At 42.7% G+C, this 15,210-nt stretch carries 12 protein-coding genes; 7 read left to right on the top strand and 5 right to left on the bottom strand.

What is annotated here, in order from left to right; all coding sequences use genetic code 11:
* Nucleotides 1-32: 32 nt before the first annotated feature.
* The 3 genes from htpG to gloA all read right to left on the bottom strand — a co-directional run bounded on the left by htpG (nt 33) and on the right by gloA (nt 5,949).
* Nucleotides 33-2,009, bottom strand: coding sequence for a molecular chaperone HtpG (htpG, locus tag ACN222_RS11615; RefSeq protein ID WP_010996479.1), 1,977 nt, complete (start codon nt 2,007-2,009; stop codon nt 33-35).
* 269 nt (nt 2,010-2,278) lie between these two features.
* Nucleotides 2,279-4,921 (bottom strand): ATP-dependent chaperone ClpB, encoded by a 2,643-nt coding sequence (clpB, locus tag ACN222_RS11610; RefSeq protein WP_010996478.1) that lies wholly within the window; start codon nt 4,919-4,921, stop codon nt 2,279-2,281.
* A 590-nt stretch (nt 4,922-5,511) separates the two neighbouring features.
* Nucleotides 5,512-5,949 carry a lactoylglutathione lyase gene (gene gloA / locus ACN222_RS11605; RefSeq protein WP_010996477.1) on the bottom strand — a complete coding sequence of 146 codons (438 nt, stop codon included), beginning with the start codon at nt 5,947-5,949 and terminating at the stop codon, nt 5,512-5,514.
* A 284-nt stretch (nt 5,950-6,233) separates the two neighbouring features.
* Here gloA and ACN222_RS11600 point away from each other — a divergent pair, with 284 nt between their 5' ends.
* The 7 genes from ACN222_RS11600 to ACN222_RS11570 all read left to right on the top strand — a co-directional run bounded on the left by ACN222_RS11600 (nt 6,234) and on the right by ACN222_RS11570 (nt 12,213).
* The gene (locus ACN222_RS11600; protein WP_010996476.1) at nt 6,234-6,827 is read left to right on the top strand and encodes a hypothetical protein; all 594 of its coding nucleotides are present in this window, start codon (nt 6,234-6,236) and stop codon (nt 6,825-6,827) included.
* Nucleotides 6,828-7,219: 392 nt separating this feature from the next.
* Entirely contained in the window at nt 7,220-7,558 is a 339-nt protein-coding gene (locus ACN222_RS11595) for a P-II family nitrogen regulator (protein ID WP_010996475.1), read from the top strand.
* A 206-nt stretch (nt 7,559-7,764) separates the two neighbouring features.
* Nucleotides 7,765-8,559: a Tab2/Atab2 family RNA-binding protein gene (locus ACN222_RS11590; protein WP_010996474.1), complete on the top strand. Its 795-nt coding sequence runs from the start codon at nt 7,765-7,767 to the stop codon at nt 8,557-8,559.
* A gap of 144 nt (nt 8,560-8,703) precedes the next feature.
* Nucleotides 8,704-9,144, top strand: a complete 441-nt coding sequence (locus tag ACN222_RS11585) for a thermonuclease family protein (RefSeq protein ID WP_010996473.1) — start codon at nt 8,704-8,706, stop codon at nt 9,142-9,144.
* Nucleotides 9,145-9,323: 179 nt separating this feature from the next.
* The gene (locus tag ACN222_RS11580) at nt 9,324-10,178 is read left to right on the top strand and encodes an aldo/keto reductase (protein WP_010996472.1); all 855 of its coding nucleotides are present in this window, start codon (nt 9,324-9,326) and stop codon (nt 10,176-10,178) included.
* A gap of 126 nt (nt 10,179-10,304) precedes the next feature.
* Complete coding sequence (ilvC, locus tag ACN222_RS11575; protein WP_010996471.1) at nt 10,305-11,300, top strand: ketol-acid reductoisomerase; 996 nt, start codon at nt 10,305-10,307, stop codon at nt 11,298-11,300.
* Nucleotides 11,301-11,403: 103 nt separating this feature from the next.
* The gene (locus ACN222_RS11570; protein WP_044521322.1) at nt 11,404-12,213 is read left to right on the top strand and encodes an EndoU domain-containing protein; all 810 of its coding nucleotides are present in this window, start codon (nt 11,404-11,406) and stop codon (nt 12,211-12,213) included.
* Between the two features lie 290 nt (nt 12,214-12,503).
* On the opposite strand, the gene ACN222_RS11565 is transcribed toward ACN222_RS11570, so the two are convergent.
* Together ACN222_RS11565 and ACN222_RS11560 are read right to left on the bottom strand one after the other, a co-directional pair.
* On the bottom strand, nt 12,504-13,283 hold the full coding sequence (locus ACN222_RS11565; RefSeq protein WP_044522967.1) for a COP23 domain-containing protein: 780 nt from the start codon (nt 13,281-13,283) through the stop codon (nt 12,504-12,506).
* A 298-nt stretch (nt 13,284-13,581) separates the two neighbouring features.
* Nucleotides 13,582-15,210, bottom strand: coding sequence for a M48 family metallopeptidase (locus ACN222_RS11560; protein WP_096637142.1), 1,629 nt, complete (start codon nt 15,208-15,210; stop codon nt 13,582-13,584).

The raw sequence follows: 15,210 nt of genomic DNA, 5'->3' as shown, positions 1-15,210 counted from the left end.
CAGCCTAGCAGTACTGCTTACAAGATGGGTTGCTAATTTTTGGCTTGTTGGGTCAGCTTGGTTAATACGTCGTTGGAACGTTCGACAAAAGATTTCATTCCTTCTGCGTCGAAACCTTTCTGGGACATTAACGCTAAATCGTAAACGTGTTGACAAATTAAGTTGACTAAGGGATTTGTGGTTGATTCTCCATCGCCTTGAATAATTGCACCTTGGTTGAGGTTTACCAAGTTTTGAATTAGGGGATGGGCTGTATTCACTAGTAAAATGTGGTCTTCGGGAAAATCTGCGTTTTGCTGCTGCATCATGGCGGTCATTTCCCTCATGCGGCGGAGAAATTCTGGTAAGAGAACGATCGCCGGTGGTGTACCTTGAGGATCATCAGACTTGAGTGCTTCAGTGCGGATGTTGACTTTAGGTTTATTGAGGGATTTCTCAAATAACTCTTTAATGATCTCACTCTTGGTTTTATTTGTGGTGGGGTCAACAATTTCCCCGGCTTTGTCTTGTTCGAGCAAGGTATTATCGAGGTCAGAATCTACCCGTGTAAATTTGACATCTTGATATTCCTGTTCGAGGAAGTTGATAAAGTGGGTGTCGATGAAGGAATCGAGGAATAAAACTTCTAAGCCTTGGTTTTTGTGTAGTTCTATATAAGTGGCTTGGGTTGCTTCATCGGTGCTGTAAAATACGCGGTTTTCGTGGCGTTCTTTGTTGCGTTCTAAGTATTCTTTCAGGGTTGTGTATGGTAAGCCTGGTGTGGGAGAGTCGGGGGAAGGGGTGATATCTTGCCAAACATCTCCTTCTTGGGACTGTACCTCAACGGCTGGCGTTTCTGCTGGTTGTTCCCATTTAACGGTACTGCGGAAAATAATTATGTCTTCGACTTGCTTTTTAAATTTCTCGTCGTTGAGGACACCGAATTTGACAAAGGTGCTTAAGTCTTTCCATGCACTAATATATTGTTCGCGGTCGTCGCGGTATAGTTCTTTGAGTCTGTCGCCGACTTTTTTCGCTATATAATCGCCGATTTTGCGGACGGTGCGATCGCCTTGTAAGGCACTACGTGATACGTTAAGGGGAATATCCGTACTATCGATTACGCCCCGCATGGGTACAAGGAACTGGGGGATAATTTCTTCGCAGTTATCACTGACGAAAACTTGGTTGCAGAATAACTTGATTTGTCCTTTGGTGACATCCACATCAGGACGCATTTTGGGGAAATACAGAATCCCGTTAATAATAAAGGGATAGTCGGTGTTTAGATGCACCCACAGTAAGGGTTCTTCTTGGAAAGGATAGAGATAGCGGTAAAATTCTAAATAATCTTCTTTTGTCAGGTTGCTGGGAGACTCCCGCCAAGGTGCTTTTTGTCTGTTTAATACTTCACCATCCAGTTTGATAGGTACTGGCATGAAGTCGCAATAAGTCTTGACGAGATTTTTTACCCGCGCTGATTCTAAATATTCTTCTTCGTCTGGTAACAGAGTCAGGGTGATGGTAGTCCCGATGGTGGTGCGGGATGATTCTTCTAGGGTAAATTCTGGGGAACCGTCACAACTCCAGTGGACTGCTTGCGCTCCTTCTTGATAGGAGAGAGTATCAATTTCTACCTTTTGCGCCACCATGAAGGAGGAATAGAAACCCAGTCCAAAGTGACCGATGATTGGCTGGTCTGATTTTCCCTGATATTTGTGAATAAACTCTTCAGCGCTAGAAAAGGCGACTTGGTTGATATATTTTTTGACTTCTTCTGCTGTCATCCCGATACCGTTATCGGTGATGGACAGGGTTTTTTTATCTTTGTCGATGGCGAGTTGAATCTCTGGTTCATCAACTACTCCTGCATATTCTCCCGCACGGGATACCATTTTCAGCTTTTGGATAGCATCTACAGCGTTAGAGACTAGTTCCCGCAGGAAAATTTGATGGTCTGAGTAGAGGGATTTCTTGATAATTGGGAAAATATTCTCAGTATGAATACTGATGGTGCCTTGCTCTAGCATGATTTTGATTTTAGTATCTGAAACTATTTGTTTAGTCAAGACATCTTAGCTTTTTATGATCATGGGTAGATGCCCAAGATATAAAAGAGCATGGGACTAATGAAGATTTTCAAGGTATAGTTTAAGCGATCGCTGCTTTTTGCTAGGATTGTTTGCCCCCAAGCGGTGATTCGGATTTCCCTACATATCATTTAAACGCTGAGGGGCGCTGAGGTAAGCGCAGAGGGGCGCGGAGGGAGGTATCATCAAACCAGTCTCTGTAAAATTGGCTAGGTTGTGATTTGTGTTACCGAAACTTTTACTGGTGCTTTGTTAGTGAAACTTAAACCGTTTTCATCTTGGTCTATGTAAATGGTGTCACCGGAGATAAAGGTATTTTCTAAGATTTTGGTGGCGAGGGGGTTTTCGATTTCTCTCTGAATGGCTCGTTTTAGGGGACGTGCGCCGTAAACTGGGTCATAGCCTTTTTCTACGAGGAAATCACAGGCGGCTGGAGAGATTTCAAAGGAGATTTTTTGATCTCTGAGGAGACTTTCCACTCGTTTTAGTTGAATGCGGATGATGTGGCTCATCTCAGAACGGCTGAGGGCGTGGAAAAGAATTGTATCATCAACACGGTTGAGAAATTCGGGGCGGAAGTGCGATCGCAAGGCATCCATGACCCGATTTCGCATTGTCTCATACTGGGTATCATCACCGGAAACGTCTAAAATATGTTCGCTACCGATGTTACTGGTCATGACAATGACGGTATTACGAAAATCTACTGTTCTGCCTTGGGAATCAGTAATTCTCCCATCATCTAATACTTGCAATAAAATATTGAACACATCGGGGTGTGCTTTTTCGACTTCATCCAATAACACCACAGAATAAGGATGTCGGCGGACTGCTTCGGAAAGTTGCCCACCTTCTTCGTAGCCTACATAACCAGGAGGCGCGCCAACTAAGCGGGAGACAGAATGTTTTTCCATGTACTCAGACATATCCAAGCGCACCAAAGCATCATCAGCGTCAAAGAGGAACTGGGCTAAAGCGCGGGCGAGTTCGGTTTTACCTACACCAGTCGGCCCCATAAATAGAAATGAACCGATGGGACGGTTGGGGTCTTTCATTCCCGCACGGGCGCGACGAATAGCGGCTGATACTGCTTCCACGGCTTCCTGTTGTCCTATCACCCGTTGATGTAAGTGGCTTTCGAGTTGTAGGAGTTTTTGCCGTTCTGATTCCAACAGACGATTTACGGGGATACCTGTCCACTTAGCGACGATTTCGGCGATGTCGGCTTCGGTGACTTGTTCACGCAACAAGGTAGAACCTTGACTTTGTAGTTCTAAGAGTTTCGCTTCTTTAGCTTCGCGATCGCGCTGTACTCCTTCTAGTTTGCCATACTTCAACTGCGCCGCTTTATTCAAATCGTAAGCCCGTTCTGCTTGCTCAATCTGCACCCTTAAAGCGTCTTCTTCTTTCTTTAACAAACTAATGGCTTCTAGTACCTGCTTTTCACCTTGCCATTGATTGTTTAAATCCTGCTGTTTTTCAGTTAAATTGGTGATTTCTAACTCAATTCGCTGCAAACGTTCCTTAGTAGGCGCTGCTACTTTCTCCTCTCCCGCCAAGGAGAGCTTTTCCATTTCTAGCTGCATCAAGCGGCGGTCAATGGCTTCCAAGTCTGCTGGTTTGGAAGTGATTTCCATTTTTAATTGGGCTGCGGCTTCATCGACTAAATCAATGGCTTTATCTGGTAGGAAGCGGTCAGCAATGTAACGAGCTGATAAAGTTGCTGCGGCTACTAGTGCGGAATCGGAAATTTTCACATTGTGATGGACTTCGTAGCGTTCCTTCAACCCGCGCAAAATGGAGATTGTATTTTCCACACTCGGTTGGTCTACGTACACCTGTTGAAAACGTCGTTCTAAAGCTGCGTCTTTTTCAATGAATTTACGAAACTCATCTAAAGTTGTCGCCCCAATACACCGCAACTCACCCCTTGCCAGCATGGGTTTGAGCAAGTTACCTGCATCCATTGCCCCTTGTTGGTTGGAACCAGTGCCGACGACGGTATGTAGTTCATCAATAAATAATACAATATTACCGTTTGATTCCGTAACTTCCCGGAGGACGGCTTTTAATCGGTCTTCAAATTCACCCCGATATTTTGCCCCAGCAATCAAACTACCGATATCGAGAGAGATTAATTGACGGTTTTTCAGAGATTCCGGGACATCCCCATTAACTATACGCTGTGCCAAAGCTTCAGCGATCGCTGTCTTACCCACCCCAGGTTCACCAATCAAGACGGGATTATTTTTACTCCGACGAGATAACACCTGAATTACCCGACGAATTTCGTCATCTCGTCCAATCACTGGGTCTAACTTACCCGACTTTGCCTGTTCTGTTAAATCCCTACCAAATTTCTGTAATGCTTCATAGCGGGATTCTGGGTTTTGGTCTGTCACTTTTTGGCTACCACGAACGGCTTTGATACTTGCTTCTATCTTGGCACTGTCTACATTAAAACCTTTGAGTACCTTCCTACCAACACGTTCATCATCCACAAAAGCTAGGAGCATATGTTCTACAGAAATGTAGCCATCCTTCATCCGCTCCCTAATTTCCTCGGCGCGGTCAAGCATAACATCCAAGCTACGACCGAGGTAAAGTTGGTCACTTTTGCCTACTTTGGTTTGACGCTGGGTAAAAGCTTCTAATTGCTGTTGTAAGCGAATCGGGTCAATTTCTGCGCGACCCAAAATCCGCACAGCTAAACTAGTAGGATCTTCTATCAGAGCAAGAATTAAATGTTCAACGTCTAGTTGTTGTTGTTGATATGCACGAACTATATCCTGAGATTTGACAATGACTTCCCAGGCTTTATCAGTAAATTTATTGGGATCTGTAGGCTGCATCTTTACGATTTTTAATGTAATATTCCAAACTTTTATTCTAGGTATATAAAAAGAGATTCAAGGCTAATTTATTAGATATTGCGGGAATTTAGATGAGATGTTTGCTGTATCGAGAAGTATCCTTGATCAAGCTAATTAGACCAAAAAGCTTTACACTTGATTTTTGATACTTCCCCACTAATTGATTTTTATATTCCCCTCCCCAAACAATCATTCAAATACTCGCACTATTTATCCGCCTACTTATACGGTAGCAGTCGGGCAAACAACATCGAGTTATTAATCCACCACCTATTTCCTAATTTAAAACGAAAACACCGCCATCAGCTTACTTTGCAATATGGTGTTGGGAAAAATATTTAGTTTGGTAGATAGGGGGAGATGAGGGAGTTGAGTGATGACCTTCGCACTAACAAAAGAATCATAGTTCCATCAATCCCTACACCCTTATACCCCCATACCCCTACACCCTAAACTCGTGTTTTGGGAGTGTAGTGTAAAAAACCTACACCTTTCAGGATGAGTGAGTAGGGAAAAAATCAGCAGTAATTTTATTAACTCCCCACTCATTACTCATCAACCTCCATTCTCTAACCCTGTTTCACTAGCTGTTCTGATGAATCTTGTTTCACTGTCGCGCCTTGATTACTCAACTGGATTAGTTCTATCTTGTATCCATCTGGGTCTTCGACGAAAGCAATCACAGTCGAGCCATGCTTCATTGGCCCTGGTTCCCTAACCACCTTACCGCCCTGAGTTTTAATAGACTCACAGGTGGCATAAATATCATCTACACCAAGAGCAATATGACCGTAAGCATTACCTAATTCGTACTTCTCTACTCCCCAATTGTAGGTTAGTTCTATAACTGTGTTATCACTCTCATCGCCGTAGCCAATAAAAGCTAGGGTAAATTCTCCTCCTGGGTAATCCTTTTTCCGTAGTAACTTCATGCCCAGGACATCACAGTAGAATTTCAAAGACTCTTCCAGGTTACCCACCCGTAGCATTGTATGTAGTAAACGCATAATCACCTTAAGGTTGTTTTCTGTAAAATATTGATTTCTGCCAACATTGTACAGAGGGATTGGAGATTGGGGGCATAAGAGGCAAGGGAGCAGAGGGCAGGGGGAGAAAACTCATGACAACTGACTAATGATTAATGACTATTACCTATTGACCAAGGGTGTAAATTTAGATATCTTTGCACTCCGAGCATTTTTCTATTATTCTTGGGCTAGTTTCAGAAGCGATTATCTTTTGATACCATCTCTGATACTCAGATTAATTCATTTTTGATACCAAGCAACCGATGCGAACAACCACAGGTTCGGTTAACAGTAATCAGCCAAAACCTAATTATCCAAGCTATTCCTCCTCCGTACCCCTGTACGTATATCGGGAATTGGCGGCTGAATTAAAAGCAACACAAGACAAGTTAGATGCGCTGACAGCAAAAAATCAACAATTAGCGCAAGAAAATCAAATACTGCGCCATGAAATTAGTCAGGTTGTGCAGTCTTTTTTACATCTGCAAAAAGTGGTAGATTATAAAGTCTCAGGTTTTCATCCTGAGATAGAAAAACCGACTATTGACCCATCTATACAAGCACAACCACGCCCACAAGCTGTGCGTTCACGTCAACCAGTCGTTCCTGAAGCCCCAAGCAGCAAGAACCGTCGCACTGAGTTTTCTGTACCCATCACACAAATCACCTCTACTACGCCAGATACGGTCTTGATCCCAGAGCAGGAAATGGGCTACCACCCTCTGTCTGCCTCAAAAGCAAAGGCTAAAGAACTTAACAGTTGGTGGTTAGCTGTCTGTATCCTGTTAATTATGCTGAGTGCTTTTGGTGCTGGGTATTTAATTGTCCGCCCTTTATTTGAACACCAAAGTCGTTAGTGCAAGGAGTCAAGAGGTAGAAGTCAAGGAAATTTGTGTCATCAGATTCTTATCTAAGATTTGGTTTCTACCATGCTGTATATTCGTTATTCCCACTGCCGTTTTGGTTTGTTCTTAATTTGTGCTAAATATCTAAAATTAGTTTTTGAATCGCTGCTTTTATTTAATCGTTGGTAAAAGTTACACAGACTACATCGAAAGTTTTTGCGGAAAATAGCATTTTGATATGCCCAACTCAAACTCTCTTCCTCAACTGCTCATACAGAGCAGATACGGTTAAAAAAAGTTGCAATTCTCATAAGTGTCTTTAAAATAAGGCGAATGTGAAAGTGTCAGACATTGGATCTGGTTAGATATATAAACGAAGCTACTAGAAATTAGGAGTCAATGCAATGAAAAAAGTAGAAGCTATTATCCGCCCATTTAAGCTAGATGAAGTGAAAATCGCTTTAGTCAACGCGGGTATTGTGGGTATGACTGTTTCTGAAGTCCGGGGTTTTGGACGGCAGAAAGGACAGACAGAACGCTATCGCGGCTCTGAGTACACTGTGGAGTTTCTGCAAAAACTGAAGGTGGAGATTGTAGTTGAAGATAACCAAGTTGATATGGTTGTTGACAAAATCATTGCTGCTGCTCGTACAGGCGAAATCGGTGATGGTAAAATCTTTATCTCACCTGTAGAACAAGTAATTCGGATTCGTACTGGAGAGAAGAATACAGAAGCCGTGTAAGTAAGGATTATTGTTAGTGTTAGCAGGGCGTTATGCTCGTGCTGAGTCTTGGTAGAGACGCGTTTAATCGCTGTCTCTACAGAAAATTTTTTACGCAAAACATAATTTCATTCACAGTCATCAGCAGGACTCGATACTAAGTTAAGAATTTTATGGTAATACTGAAAAGCAGGCGTGATGACAGCCGTTGAGTAAGAGAGCAGATCATGACTCTGGTTTGGCAAGCAGATTTTTATCGCAGTCCTCGGCAAGATTTAGATGGAAAAATCTTGTGGGAGTTATTAATTTGTGATGTAAATCGTGGTTTCGAGTATACGGCGACTTGTCCCCAGTCAGAAGCTAATTCTAGTTGGTTGACTACCCAAATTCAATTAGCAGCAGGTGAAAAACTACCAGATATTATCCAAGTTTTTCGCCCCCAGTCTTTGAGTTTGATTGAGGCGGCTGGACGCAATTTGGGGATTAATGTCGAACCGCAACGCCAAACCCCAGCTTTGAAACAATGGTTACAAGAAAAGCAATATTCCATAGCAATAGATAAGCCACCACCTACACCGTTACCGGACAACTTATGGGGCGATGAGTGGCGCTTTGCTAGTATCCAAGCTGGTGACATCGTGGATTTGTTTAGCGATCGCCCAATTCCCATTTTATCTTTACCAGAACCCCTCAAACCAATTAATTTAGGCTTGGCATCAACAGTGGCGATTCCTGGTGTGGTAATTTATGGTGGTAAGCGATCGCTAAATCTAGCTAGATGGATTGCCCAAACCCGCCCAGTAGCCTTGAATTATATTGCCGGTGCGCCCGATGGTTTGATACTAGAAGCTGGTTTGGTGGATAGATGGATTTTAGTTACTTTTGAAGATGCAGAAGTAACGGCGGCTGCAAAAGTTTATGAACAACGTCAAAAACAAAGTCGGGGATTACATTTTTTATTAGTACAGCCTGATGATTCAGGTATGACTTACACTGGCTTTTGGTTGTTGCAAGCAATATGATCTTGACTACCTCATCCAAATAAAAACTCCACCCACAAGGGGATGGAGTTTTGTCAGTGGTCAGTGGTCAAGTCCCGTAGGGAAGCGCAATAAACTAAAAATCTCTCCATCAAAGTATTGATGTAGAACACCATACAAAAAATCATGGCTTTACTTGAGCTAATTTTATTACTGGCTACTATCGTAGGTGTAGTAGACGGCAAAACCATCACAGTTAAAAATGAGACCGGGCAAACGGCTACAGTCAGACTAGCCTGTATTGATATACCCAAGACAGCTAAACAAAAGTATCATCTGGCTGCTAAACAGAAACTCCGACAATTACTACCATCACGTACCCCTGTTGTCGTTAGAGTTATCAGACCGGATAGTAAAGATATGGCTTTTGGTGAAGTGTATGTAGATAATCGCTCTATCAATCTGCGTTTAGTAGCAGAGGGTGACGCTGTGGTTGATCAAGCATCTCTCGAAGTTTGCGAAGAGACAAAAACACAATACCTCATCGCTGAAGCCAATGCTAAAAATAAACGCCTGGGATTATGGCAACAGTTAAATCCAGCAATTACTAAACAGACATCAAGATAAATCAGCATAATCCTGGTTGAAGATTGCAATTTACCCTCCTCAGCCAGTGAAAGTCTTCTTTACAAGCTGCTTTCCCTGGGAGTTTCAATTTTAACATCACCTTACCTTAGAGGAATTGTCAAAACCTCCTTGACCCGCTATTAGATAGTTAGTGATGCTATCAAAATCAAGCGAAAAGCATGGAAACTACACAGCTAGGAAAAACAGGTGTATTTGTCAGCGCCATTGGTTTGGGTGGAATGCCAATGTCGATATATAATCGACCACCAGAATCAGATTCAATTCAAGTTATCCACCGTGCTTTAGATTTAGGGATTACATTTATTGACACTGCCGATTCTTATTGTAAGGATGAGTCAGACAAGCACCACAATGAAAGACTCATCCACAAAGCACTTAGCACTTATGCGGGTGATACTAGCCAAGTGGTTGTGGCGACGAAAGGCGGCTTAATGCGTCCTAATGAAAGTTGGACACGCAACGGGAATCCAGAACATCTGCGTCAAACTATCCGCGTTAGTTTTGAGGCGTTGGGTGGTGAAAAACCGATTGATGTTTGGCAATACCACTCTCCAGACCCAGAATATACAATTGCAGAATCCTTGACACCTGTGAAAGAAGCTGTGGAAGCAGGTTTGATTCGATTTGTGGGAGTTTCTAATTTTTCTGTGGAACAAATTAAGCAAGCACGGGATGTGGTGGATATTGTCTCAGTGCAGAATCAATACAGTCCTTGGGAAAGACAGCCAGAAAAAGACGGTGTTTTGCAGTATTGTGAACAAGAAAAACTAACTTTTTTACCTTGGAGTCCCTTTGGAGGTCGTCGTCGCCATCAAGATTTACAGGATATTCCCGCGATCGCCCAATTAGCCAAAGCCAAAGGTGTATCTGTATACTCGATAGTATTGGCCTGGTTACGCGCCAAATCCCCGGCAATTTTGCCCATCCCCGGCGCAAGCAAAATTTCCAGCATCGAAGATTCAGTCAGTGCTGTAAATGTCCAACTAAGTGACGAAGAAGTCCAGAAAATTTAGTAAATAGCTTTGTTGACTGTTAACAGTTAACTGTTAACTCATGACTACTTGTACCCGTGGTAACACAATTTGGGGTAAAATCAAAGACTTGCCAATAAATGATGCTTGCTGACAGGAGATGCTTGTATGGCCCGGATGTACTATGACGAAGATGCCAATTTAGACCTTTTGGCTGGAAAAACCATTGCAATTATCGGCTATGGTTCTCAAGGTCATGCCCACGCTTTAAATTTAAAAGATAGTGGTTTGAATGTGATTGTGGGGCTATATCCGGGTAGTAAGTCAGCAGAAAAAGCCCAAGCAGCTGGGTTAACAGTGAAAAATGTGGCGGATGCTGCTAACATTGCTGACTTCATCATGATTTTGTTACCCGATGAAGTGCAGAAAACAGTTTACAAAAACGAAATCGAACCAAATCTGCAAGAAGGAAACACTTTAGCTTTTGCTCACGGGTTTAATATTCACTTTGGGCAAGTCGTACCACCTGCGAACGTAGACGTAGTTATGGTAGCACCCAAAGGCCCTGGGCATTTGGTACGACGCACTTACGAACAAGGTCAAGGTGTACCAGCGCTGTTTGCCGTTTATCAAGATGCTAGTGGAAAAGCACGCGATCGCGCCCTATCTTATGCTAAAGGTATCGGTGGCACTCGTGGCGGTGTTTTGGAAACAACTTTCCGTGAAGAAACTGAAACCGATTTATTCGGTGAACAAGCCGTATTATGCGGTGGTTTGAGTGCTTTAATTAAAGCTGGTTTTGAAACCTTGGTAGAAGCAGGTTATCAACCAGAACTAGCTTATTTTGAATGTCTACACGAAGTTAAATTAATTGTTGACTTGGTAGTAGAAGGCGGTTTAGCCAAAATGCGCGACAGCATTTCTAACACTGCTGAATATGGTGATTACACTCGCGGGCCTCGGATTGTCAACGAACAAACCAAAGCCGAAATGCGGAAGGTTCTCAGCGAAATTCAATCAGGACAATTTGCACGGGAATTTGTGTTAGAAAACCAATCTGGTAAACCCGGATTTACTGCAATGCGTCGTCAAGAAGCTGAACACCCAATTGAAGAAGTTGGTAAAGATTTACGGGCAATGTTTAGCTGGTTGAAGAAAGTTTAAAACATTCTTTTAAATCACTAAAAAAGACGCAACAGCAAACAAAACTGCTTTGCGTCTTTATTTTTTGGTGTTAAATTGTCAGCAAAACACTAAATTTAAATTTATGGCGAACCATAAGTTACAACAACTGCTGAGTATATTTGCTGTTTTCCTATTAACTTATCCGCTTACTCAAGCACAAGCACAGCCACAACAAGGACTGTTACCTTTTTTTGATAACGAAAATAACCCTGTTCCGGTAAATTTCCCCAGAGGGCAACAAGTCGATATCACACCACCAGCACCACAATTAAATTCTTTTGACCAAGCTGTACTGCAAACCTGTGGTTTTATTGGTACAAGAGTCAGTCCTAATAAATTTAAAGAATTACTATCTGCTTATCCCAATGTCTTACAAAGGCTGCAAAAAGTTAGCGGTGGTGAGTTGCGTCCAGGTCGGCAGAAAAAAGCCCAATTCCTAGAAGATTTAACTAATATTTGGTTTCAGCGTAAAGGTTTTGAACATATCTTTTGTGGTGAAATATATAACGCCAATGATATTGGTGGCTTACATTTTCATGGGAGATATTTACAGTTACAAAACCAGGGTATTGGCGGACGTTTACCAAATAATCAAAGGCGGGAAGAAGTGGTTCCCGGTGTGATTTATACATTAGGTGTGGTAATTAAACAAGGAAATCGAACAGTTACAGATGTAATTAAAGGTTATGGCTATCTCAGCAACGCCGAAGAAATGCTTGTAGATGCAACCCAAGCGTTTAAAAGACAGGGAAATAAAGAAGGGGCTTGTATTTATAATGTCCGTGACCAAGAAACAGGTAAAACTTTTCCTACAGTTTTTGTGAGGAAAGACAAGGCAATTATTACTTATTATCCTGATGCTACTCCCCAAGGGGCAAGGTGTAGACAGTAACAATTCAAAATTCGCCTTGGAAAGTTTGCTCAACGGGGGAAACCCCCGCACGCAACTTTCCGCAAAATTCAAAATTCAAAATACCCTATGGGAAGCAAGCTACAAAATTCAAAAATAAATAGAGTGGGCTTTTGGCTCACTCTATGACAAATGTACATATACTTAATATTTTGCACCACTCTCTTATTGCCAAAATCACAGGCTAAAAGGCTGATTATTTCGTAGGGTGGGCATTGCCCACCACTTGCTTATTGAAAAGGTGCAAGATATCCATATAGGAAATACTAAAATTAGCGGAATCTATCAGGATTGAGGCGTGCAGGGGCTTGATTGGGAGATTGACGACGAATAGCTACCCCATTTCTCAAGCCTCTAGCTGTTCCTCCATCTCTGGTGTCGAGGTAGGGCTTCAAGTTGATTCCGCGTCTGGATGAACTCACCCGATTATTGCCATTACCTAAAAGGGTGCTACCCAAGTTGTAAAGGTCGTTATTACCTCTGTAGGTGTTGACGGCTGTAGTTTGCTGTCCGTTATCAGCAGTCACTAGGTTTTGGAAAACGTTATTACGTACTGTGTAGGGGTCTTGGTTACGAGGTACAGTCAGGACAATGCGACAGCGTTGGTTTGCGTCGGTTGTCACACAAATAATATTTTCGTTGTTTTCTACAGAAACCTGAAGTTCTTGTAAGCCATCTGGGCGATAGGACTCTAGACGATTGGCGATCGCCTGACATCTGCTGGCTGCATCCCAACCACCACCTAAATTTCTCGGTGCTGCCCAAGGAAAGTATTGCCCTGGTTGACTTTGGGGCTGATAAACTACTGTCTGCTGTCCGTTTATAGGCACGCATCTGAATCTGACTGTGCCATCCCCATTTGTGACAGGAGGTATATTTGTTGATGTATCTGTTGGATAAGGATAGGGTACGTTTGTCGGTGTCGATGAACCTGATGGTACAGTTGGCACAACAACACCATCGTCAAATTGTGCCAATGCGACGGAATTACCAAGGAAAAAAGATAAACCTAAACTACCCAAGAAAGCGAGTTTCCAGCTTTTAGATAACATGAATGCTCCTCCAGTGACAAACAGTGTATTAGTCATTAGTCATTGGTTAAAGATTAGGGACTATAAACTAACGTCAGTTCGATGACCTCTCCCCAAACCCCTCTCCGACGCGGAGAGGGGTTTAGATATCCCGAAAACTTAAGGAAAAATTAGGGTTTTGAAGCCTCTCTCCTTGCAGGGGAGAGGTTTGGAGAGGGGTTTTTGAAATTCGTCGAACTCACGTTAAACTAACCCAATGAGAAATTGATGACACGCAACTTTAGTCCTGATTTATTTGACGAAAAATTTTACTTTTAGTTCATTCCGTAGTGCGCTTTTTTTCCTCTTCTTCTTTTCTCTGTTTAAGGAGTTTGTTAACTTTCACTTTAATTTCTGCATGGCGTTGTACACCTTCATAAGCGTAGCGATTATAACTATTGCGAGAAATTAAGTTTTCTAGATAACTAACTCGCTCATTACCGCCTGGGTGGGAAGATAACCAAGTGGGAATGTCATATTTTTTTTGCTTGTCTAGTGTCACCATTAAATTCCGCAAGCCATCAGCAGCATAGCCACTAGCAACAATTAACCGTGTACCCAAAATATCTGCCTGTCTTTCCATATCCCGGCTGTAATTCATGGCGAAAAGTTGCCCAATAGTGCCACCAAAGGGCAGATATTGAGTAACGTTAGAGATGAGATTTCCTTGGGTAACTAATTGAAAGCCGTGGGATAAGACAACATGAGATAATTCATGTGCTACTAATCCCGCTAATTCTGCTTCGGAAGTGGTTTTGGCGATCGCACCAGCATTAATAAAAATTTTCCCTCCCGGTAGGGCAAAGGCGTTAAGTTCTTCTTCCGGAATGACAAAAAATTCGTATTTAAATTCGTTTCTACCCGCGACTTTCGCCAGTTTCTGCCCAATATCATTGACGTAGGCTAAAACATCATCGTCTATGACCAAAGGCAGCTGTTTTTTCGCCTGTTTTGCTACCGATTCACCAATAGATTTTTCGCCCTGTAGTAGCAAAATGGTGGAGTCAAGGGCAGAAAACGGCCCCAATAAGCTACCAGTAACCGCATAACCCAATGCGCCTGTAATGACGTTACTAATTAAATTACCTCTAATTTCCTCTCGAACGTAGGATTGATAGCGTTGAAGATGTTTCTCGGCTAATTGGGTAAATTCTGGTGCTTGGGGATTATTAGGGTTGAGAATAGCAAATTGCCTTGCAGCTAAAGATGCTTCCATCCATTTCTTTGATTTAGCCAAGGCGCTAACTCTGGCTTGAGTTAACTTTGGTTGATTGGGATAAAGAGATGATGCCCGTTCTAAAATATCTAATGCTTCTGTGTGGCGATCGTATTGGGTGAGAACTTCAGCGTAGCGAATATGGCCAGGGACAAATTCGGGATATTGTTCAACTAATAATTGCAGAGGTACTAAAGTTCGGGTTTGCAATTTCTTAGCTATCCCCGCCTCTGCTTCTCGCCAATAGACTTTACCTGCTGGTGAAAGTTCTGTGGGGTCAAGGATGGCTGGTTTTCGTTCTTTGGATGCAGATGTTTGAGTAAACGGTGTTTTAACTTCGCGGTAAATTTTTTCCGCCTCGGCAATTTGTCCCGCCAGATAAAGTTTATCTGCTTCTATGAGTTTTTGTTGACGGGCAATTTCTTCTGGACTGAGTGGGGGTTCCGCCGATTCCGGTGCTTTTGTTGTGGACTGGGGCGGTGTTTCCGAGGGAGATGAGCGTTTTAGTGCATCTCTGAGCTTTTGATCATTGGGATTTTCGGGTTGGGGTGTGTTTGTTTGCTCAGTGGGGGCGGGAGGTTCTTGGGCTGGTACTGGTGCTATCGGTTGAGTGAGAAGAATTAATATTGTTGTGCCAACTGACAACAATATCCAATTCAAGGTTAGCAGCAGAGACTTACTGATTCGCTTCAT

This window comes from Anabaena sp. FACHB-595, from assembly GCF_048568275.1.
Classification (GTDB): Bacteria; Cyanobacteriota; Cyanobacteriia; order Cyanobacteriales; family Nostocaceae; genus Trichormus.
The sequence above is the reverse complement of the archived record's forward strand: the minus strand, read 5'-3'. Positions and strand labels throughout refer to the sequence as shown.